Consider the following 4,648-nt stretch of genomic DNA (forward strand, 5'->3'; position numbering starts at 1 on the left):
GCTCGACCGCCGCTCCGATCGCGACGCTCTCGCCCACCAGCTTGAATGCCGTCTCGTCCTGCATGCGCGCCGGCTCCAGCTTCGTGGCGACCGCAAACTTCTTCTCTTCCGCCTGCCGCAGGATGTTCTTCACCCGCTTGAACGCCGCCGCGATGTGCTCGAAATCTTCGGCCTTGCGCGCCTCCGACACCGCCTTTGCCCTCGACACGACATCCGGCACGTCATCGCTTTCCGCGACCAGCACCGCATTCACCGTGTCGTATTCGAGTCCCTCCGCCTCGCGCAGGTAGAACTCGATCCGCTCGCGGAAGAAACTCGCGACATCTTCCTTGTACCTCTTGTCCTTGAACTTCTTCTCGGCCTCGGAGCCCTTGTACGCCGCCCGCGCCTGCTCCAGGAGCCTCGTCACGCTCAACGGCAGCTTATGCTCCGCCAGAATCTTCACGATCCCGTTGGCCTGCCGCCGCAGCGCGAATGGGTCTTTGGAGCCGGTGGGTTGCAGCCCCAGCGCGAACATCCCGGCGATCGAGTCCGCCTTGTCGGCGATCGACAGCACCGCGCCCTCGATGGTGCGCGGCACTGCGTCTTCCATGGACTCTGGCTTGTACTGGTCGTAGATGGCGTCCGCACTCGCCGCGTCCAAGCCCTGCGCCCGCGCATACCGCCCGCCGACTATCCCCTGCAGCTCGGTGAACTCCTTGACCAGCTCGGTCGTCAGGTCGGTCTTGGCCAGCGAGGCCGCCTCGCTCAGCGCCGGGTCATTGATCTCGGTCCCGCTGCCGAGCTCCTCGACGATGTGGTTGGTCAGCTGCCGCACCCGCAGCGACTTGTCGTAATAGCTACCCAGCTCCTTCTGGAAGGTGACGGCCTTCAGCATGTCCACGCGCTGCTTGAGCGGGATCTTTTGGTCCACGTCCCAGAAGAAACGCGCGTCGTTGAACCGGGCCCGCAGCACCCGCTCGTTGCCGTGCCGGATGATACCCTCGGGGTCGCTGTCGGTGTTCAGCACCGCCAGGAAGTGCGGCGCCAGTTTGCCGCTCGCGTCCTCGACCGCGAAGTACTTCTGGTGGTCGCGCATCACCGTGACCAGCACCTCTTCCGGCAGGCTCAGGAACTCGCGGTCGAAGCCGCCCAGCAGGGCCGACGGGAATTCGGTGAGATTGACCACCGTATCGAGCAGCGCTTTATCTTCGCGCCAGCGCGCCCCGCCGGGGATGGTGCGGGTGGCCGCATCCAGCGCCTTGCGGATCAGCTGCTCGCGCTCCGCGCGCGTCGGCACCACCTTGGCGCCGGACAACGTGGGTGCGTAGGCAGCGGCGGTCGGGAAGCTCACGTCCCTGCCCAGGATGCGATGCCCGCGCGAATGCCGCCCGGCCTCGACCCCGCCGAACTCAAGCGGCACTACCTCGCCATCCAGCATCGCCACCAGCCAGCGCACCGGGCGCACGAAGTGCTCCGGCTTCCCTTCCCGCCAGTACATATTCTTGGCCCAGTAGAGCGCCCCGATCTCTTTCGGCAGCGCTTCTGCCAGGACTTGGGACGCGCTGCGTCCCGGGCTGACGACCTTCGCCGCCAGGTACTCGCCCTTGGGCGTGGTGACGCGCGCCAGCTTGCCGACTTCCACGCCGACCTTCTTGGCGAACGCATGGGCCGCCGGCCCCGGCTGCCCGTCTTGGAAGGCGACTTTCACCGCCGGCCCCGTCATTTCCTCCTCGACATCGGCCTGCGCCGACGCCACGTTCCGCGCCAGGATGGCAAGACGCCGCGGCGTCGAGTAGGCTTCGACCTTGGCTGCGGACGCCAGCCGCTCCCGGGCCAGCAAGTCGCCCACGCGGCGCGCCAGCTCGGCCTCGGCGCCGTCGATCATCCGCGCCGGAATCTCTTCCGTACCGATCTCGAGGAGGAAGTCCGCCATGAAATGAACCTTCTAGAATCCCACTGTTTGCGGCAGAGCTTATGTGAGCCGGGTCACAACGAGGTGTGTTCTACGCACCTGCCCGGGCCTTTTCTTCCTCTTTGGCTTCCTCGGAAGCCGCCGCCTGCTGGTCCAGGTACGCCTTGGCCACTCCCACCGCCAGTTGGCGGATACGAGCGATCACGCCCACCCGCTCGGTAACCGAGATCGCGCCCCGCGCGTCCAGGATGTTGAACAGGTGCGAGCACTTCAGGCACAGGTCGAAGGCGCCCAGCAAAGGATATCGAGCTGTTAGCTTCAGAATGTGCTCTTCTTCCTCACGGCTGAGAGGCGGGTCGTGCTTCCTTGATGCGGTACTCCTGAACTCCTTGAACGCGGCGAGCATGCCTTCGCACTCAGCCTCATACAGTTCCAGGTGCTTCCAGGTTTTCTCCACGTCCGCGTCCTCGAAGTTGTACACCGAGAACTGGAGTTCTTCCTGGTAGCGCACGTCGCCGTAGGTCATCACGGCGCCGGTTTTCGGGTCGCGGGACCATACGATGTCGTAGATCGAATCCACGTCCTGCAGAAAGGCCGCGATGCGCTCCAGCCCGTAAGTCAGCTCCGCCGAGATTGGGTCCAGGTCCACGCCGCCGCACTGCTGGAAGTAGGTGAATTGCGTGATCTCCAGCCCGTCGAGCATCACCTGCCACCCGATGCCCCACGCGCCCAGCGTCGGCGACTCCCAGTTGTCCTCCTCGAACTTGATGTCGTGCTTGCCTAGGTCGATGCCGATGGCCTTCAGCGAGTCCAGGTACAGCTCCTGCACATCCTCAGGCGGAGGTTTAAGGATCACCTGTAACTGCATGTGCTTAAATAGCCGGTTTGGATTGTCCCCGTAGCGCCCGTCGGCCGGACGCCGCGACGGCTGCACGTAGGCCACGTTGTAAGGCTTGGGCCCCAGCACCCGCAGGAAGGTCTCGGGCGCCATGGTGCCCGCTCCCACCTCGACGTCGTAGGGCTGCTGCAGCACACAACCCCGCTCGGCAAAAAAGTTCTGCAGCTTGAAGACCAGCTCTTGGAAGGTGGGCGCGTTTTGTCGTGGATTGCTCACGAAGGAGTGCTGCTCGCTTGGTACTTGGTACTGAGTACTTGGTACTAGACCTTATCCAGCATGGCGGCCGTGACCAGTTTCTTCTCCAGGTGCTGCTCCAACCGCTGCTGCAGGAACTTTCTCAGGTCCGCGCCGCGCTGCCGCGGCCACTCTTCCCCGGCGAACGCATCCACCGGCGTCCGGAACATCCTGGCGGCCAGGGCCCGCGACTCGCTCGACATCTCCGCCGACGCCAGCCGCTTATGCTGCGGGCACATCAGCCCGTCCGCCAGCGGGTGGAAATACGCCCGGCTTCCGTTCAAAGCGACGCCGCACTCGATGCACGCGCCCAGCTCCGGCAGCAGCCCCGCCAGCCGCACCAGCCACAGGTCGAAGTAGGTCAGCGGCATCCAGATCGCGCCCGCCTGCACCTGCGGCAGCACCGACAGCGCCAGGCGGAAGAGGTCGTCGTGCGCCTCGCGGTCGGGCAGCACCTGGTCCAGCACTTCCGCCAGGTATCCCAGCGCCACCGCCCGCGGGTAATCCACCTGCGTGGCCATCGGCGATTCCAGCACTTCGCAGGAATCCAGACGCGCCAGCTCCACCCGCTCGCGGTCTTCCCAGTACAGCCGGACGTAGGTGAGCGGCTCCAGTGCCCCGCCGAAACGCTTTTTCGACTTCTTGGCCGCCCGGGCGACGCCCCGCACCTTGCCTTCGGAGCGGGTGAAGCAAGTCACCAGCAGGTCGGCTTCGCGCAGCGGATAGCTGCGCAGCACGATCGCCTCGGACTCCTTCAGCGGCATCGCATCCGCCCGCTCACTCTGGTCGCAGCGCTCGTCCCAGAAACCTCGATTGTAATTGACTTACTGGTGGATAGAAAGCGGGGAAACACCTGAATTCATGCGGCATTCAGGCTTGTGTGAGACAGCCGCCTTAGCTGTCAGGAATGAACAAGAACCAGTGTCATCCCGAACGGGCTTTAGCCCGTGAGGGACCTGCTTTTTCTCTACCTGCCAATCTGTCCTGCTCCTTCTTTGGCAACTTCGCAAACACCAGCTCATACGACGTCCTCAGCAGACGCTTCAATTCCGACGCCGGCAGCGCGTCCATCCGCTCCAGGGCCACCCACTTGTTCCGGGCCATGTAAGGCGCCGGCACGATCCCCTCGATCTCCTGCAGAGTAATAAACTCCTCTTCTGTCGCTTTGAACGACATCAGGACCTCGCCGCGCTGCGGCTCCAGGTTCACCACGCAGAACATCTTGCCGCCGACCTTGAACACCAGGTCCCGCACCCATTGCACCTGCTCGGTGGCATGCGGCAGCGACATGCAGAATTGGCGGATTGCATCGATATTCATATGAATTGGGTGGAAGCAAAACAAAACGCGCACCACGCGGGTGCGCGTTCCAGATTCAGCTCAGTTCACCGGCCATAGTACTTGGCGTTGCGCTCGGTAAAGCTCTTCCACTTCTCCGGCAGGTCGTCGAGCGCGAAGATGGCCGACACCGGACAGACCGGCACGCAGGCGCCGCAGTCGATGCATTCCACCGGGTCGATGTACAGCATCTCTTCCGTGGCGTGCTTCTCTTCATCCTTCTTGGGGTGGATGCAATCCACCGGACAGGCGTCCACGCACGCGGTGTCCTTGGTGCCGATACA

Annotated in this window: 5 protein-coding genes; all 5 read right to left on the bottom strand. The window is 64.0% G+C overall.

The window, feature by feature from the left end; genetic code table 11:
* On the bottom strand, nucleotides 1-1,915 hold a 1,915-nt coding region (glyS, locus tag VMS96_01570), incomplete at its 3' end, for a glycine--tRNA ligase subunit beta (protein HVP42087.1).
* A gap of 70 nt (nucleotides 1,916-1,985) precedes the next feature.
* A complete protein-coding gene (locus tag VMS96_01575) occupies nucleotides 1,986-3,008 on the bottom strand; it encodes a glycine--tRNA ligase subunit alpha (GenBank protein ID HVP42088.1) in 1,023 nt (340 codons plus the stop codon).
* Nucleotides 3,009-3,052: 44 nt separating this feature from the next.
* Nucleotides 3,053-3,790 (bottom strand): DNA repair protein RecO, encoded by a 738-nt coding sequence (recO, locus tag VMS96_01580; protein ID HVP42089.1) that lies wholly within the window; start codon nucleotides 3,788-3,790, stop codon nucleotides 3,053-3,055.
* A gap of 160 nt (nucleotides 3,791-3,950) precedes the next feature.
* A complete protein-coding gene (locus VMS96_01585; GenBank protein HVP42090.1) occupies nucleotides 3,951-4,346 on the bottom strand; it encodes an MmcQ/YjbR family DNA-binding protein in 396 nt (131 codons plus the stop codon).
* Nucleotides 4,347-4,411: 65 nt separating this feature from the next.
* The coding region (locus VMS96_01590; protein ID HVP42091.1) for a ferredoxin family protein at nucleotides 4,412-4,648 on the bottom strand (237 nt) is incomplete at its 5' end.

It is taken from the genome of Terriglobales bacterium, assembly GCA_035543055.1.
GTDB lineage: Bacteria > Acidobacteriota > Terriglobia > Terriglobales > Acidobacteriaceae > JAIQFD01.